Origin of the sequence: Geobacillus zalihae NBRC 101842, assembly GCF_001544135.1 — a bacterium.
GTDB classification, from domain to species: domain Bacteria; phylum Bacillota; class Bacilli; order Bacillales; family Anoxybacillaceae; genus Geobacillus; species Geobacillus zalihae.
The window spans coordinates 1-2,099 of record NZ_BCPV01000040.1; the positions used below are offsets into that span (position 1 = coordinate 1).

The following is a 2,099-nucleotide window of genomic DNA, read 5'->3' on the forward strand; positions in this document are numbered from 1 at the left end:
CTTTGCCCGCTTTCATTTTTTGCGCCCGCTTGTCATTTATGTGCAGTTTGCGCTGGCGCTGAAAATCGTATGGCAATACAGCGAAAAAGGAGAAAAGTGGGCGAAGCGGCTGCTAGCGGCCCAAGTGATCTTGGTGTTTTTGATTAACGAAGAAATCGTCTTCCGCTACGAGCCGACGGTAAAACAATTTTACGCGGAAAAACAGTTCCAAGAAATCAAGCAATACATCGGGCTCCCGGTGTCCGACTACCGCGTCGTCAGCATCGGCATTCACCCCGCCATCGCGCAATACAACGGGTTTTATACGCTCGATACGTACAACAACTTTTATCCGCTGTCATATAAATACGAGTTCCGCAAAATCATTGAACGTGAACTGGAAAAAAGCAAAACGATCCGCACATATTTTGACGAATGGGGCGGGCGCTGCTATATTTTTACAGCGGAACTTGGAAAACGGTACATGTTCACGAAACACTCGAAAAAGCGGCTGAAGAACTTGCTGCTGAATACAGAACAGTTGAAAAAAATGGGCGGCCGCTACGTTTTCTCGGCCGTTCCGATCGATAACGCGGCGGAAAACGGCCTCACGCTTGAGAAAAGATTTACGTCCGATGAGTCGGCGTGGACGATTTACTTGTACAAGGTGAAATAGAAACAGCGGCTCCCTTTTGAAAGGGGGAACCGCTGTTTTCTTGATTTAGCGCTCATTCAACTGCGCAAGCTGCCGGTCGTGCCACCTTGAGAGCAGCCATAGGGCAATCAGTGTCCCAATCAATGTGCATACCATATCCCATTGGGTGTCCCAAATATCGCCTTGCGTGCCCAAAAAATCTTTCGATGCCTTTCCTCCTTGGAACAGCGAGATTCGTCTATGGTCATTATTCGGAAAAACGCTGATTTTATACAAATCATTTTTTCGAGCGCTTGATGAAAACGTCGGAGTTTCAGCGGTTATAGGAAGCAGGGGAGAAGGACTGTGGAAGCGGCGATACGAAGCAACAGGAAAAGTGGCGTTTGTCCCCCTCGGGTAGGGAAACATTCCTAATTTTCAACGAGGATGCGAATGTATATTCGCATTTGTTTGATTTGATGGTATAATGAAACATGCACAGCCATATGCAGGGTGGGCAGTGGCCACTCCCTGAACGAAAGGGGGTGGTGCTGATGATGTCGATTGCCGACGCGCTGACGCTCATGATTGCGTTTGCGTCACTCATCGTCGCGGTGATCGCCGTATCCAAAGACAAAAAGTAACCCACCCTGCTAGGCCGAGGCGAGGGTAGGTTACGATGCCCGAGGCTTGGGCCACTGCACTTCTTGCAGCGGCTGTGTATGGACAGGGCATTGGTGGCCGCCAATGCCCTGCTTTATTATACGTTCCTTCTTCCTTTATTATACGCGTATAAAGAAGGGGATGACAAGAATTTTCGAGAAAGGGACAGTGAAGATCGAAAAAAATGAAAAAGAGGGTTGACTCTTTCGTTTTTTTATAGTAAATTTTACATTGTCGTTCCGATTCTGAAGGAACGACAATAAAAAATCCTTGACAAACTGTTTTATTGTTTTATAATAAATATCGTCGCCATTGCCTAGTGGTGATAGCGGAGGGGAAACACCCGTTCCCATCCCGAACACGGAAGTTAAGCCCTCCAGCGCCGATGGTAGTTGGGGCCAGCGCCCCTGCAAGAGTAGGTCGCTGCTAGGCAAACAACGTGGAGTATTAGCTCAGCGGGAGAGCACCACGTTGACAGCGTGGGGGTCACTGGTTCGATCCCAGTATACTCCACCATGATGGGGCGTTAGTTCAGGGGGAGAACGCTTCGCTGGCAGCGAAGAGGTCAGGGGTTCAAATCCCCTACGCTCCACTTCTACGCGGTCGTGGCGGAATGGCAGACGCGCTAGGTTGAGGGCCTAGTGGGGGCAACCCCGTGGAGGTTCAAGTCCTCTCGACCGCATCGCTCCAAACAGTTATGGAGGAGTACCCAAGTCTGGCTGAAGGGGTCGGTTTCGAAAACCGATAGGGGTGTCACAGCCCGCGGGGGTTCGAATCCCTCCTCCTCCGCCATAAAGCTGTCATTTGTACTGACGTTTCTATT

General features: G+C 49.8%; 2 protein-coding genes, 4 tRNA genes, 1 rRNA gene and 1 pseudogene. 7 read left to right on the forward strand and 1 reads right to left on the reverse strand.

The genetic code is table 11. From position 1 onward, the window contains the following. Positions 1–655, forward strand: a 655-nt coding sequence (locus tag GZ1_RS11745; RefSeq protein ID WP_255211289.1) for a DUF6044 family protein, incomplete at its 5' end; no start/stop codon positions are given. Between the two features lie 45 nt (positions 656–700). On the opposite strand, the pseudogene GZ1_RS19820 reads toward GZ1_RS11745, so the two are convergent. Then, positions 701–856 (reverse strand): annotated as a pseudogene (locus tag GZ1_RS19820) (DUF2238 domain-containing protein); the annotation flags it as partial. A 311-nt stretch (positions 857–1,167) separates the two neighbouring features. Here GZ1_RS19820 and GZ1_RS19640 point away from each other — a divergent pair. From GZ1_RS19640 to GZ1_RS11770, 6 genes are all read left to right on the forward strand, one after another. Continuing rightward, the gene (locus GZ1_RS19640) at positions 1,168–1,257 is read left to right on the forward strand and encodes a putative holin-like toxin (protein WP_021322622.1); all 90 of its coding nucleotides are present in this window, start codon (positions 1,168–1,170) and stop codon (positions 1,255–1,257) included. A gap of 334 nt (positions 1,258–1,591) precedes the next feature. Further along, positions 1,592–1,708, forward strand: a 5S ribosomal RNA gene (gene rrf, locus GZ1_RS11750). Between the two features lie 9 nt (positions 1,709–1,717). After that, positions 1,718–1,792, forward strand: a tRNA-Val gene (locus GZ1_RS11755). A 4-nt stretch (positions 1,793–1,796) separates the two neighbouring features. Next, positions 1,797–1,868 (forward strand) — tRNA-Ala (locus GZ1_RS11760). A 7-nt stretch (positions 1,869–1,875) separates the two neighbouring features. Then, positions 1,876–1,958 (forward strand) — tRNA-Leu (locus GZ1_RS11765). A gap of 17 nt (positions 1,959–1,975) precedes the next feature. Beyond that, positions 1,976–2,068: transfer RNA gene (locus GZ1_RS11770), tRNA-Ser, on the forward strand. Positions 2,069–2,099 lie beyond the last annotated feature (31 nt).

Bases quoted from the DNA above. Each gene is read 5' to 3' on its own strand.
- GZ1_RS19640 (WP_021322622.1), top strand. From the start codon at position 1,168: ATGATGTCGATTGCCGACGCGCTGACGCTCATGATTGCGTTTGCGTCA.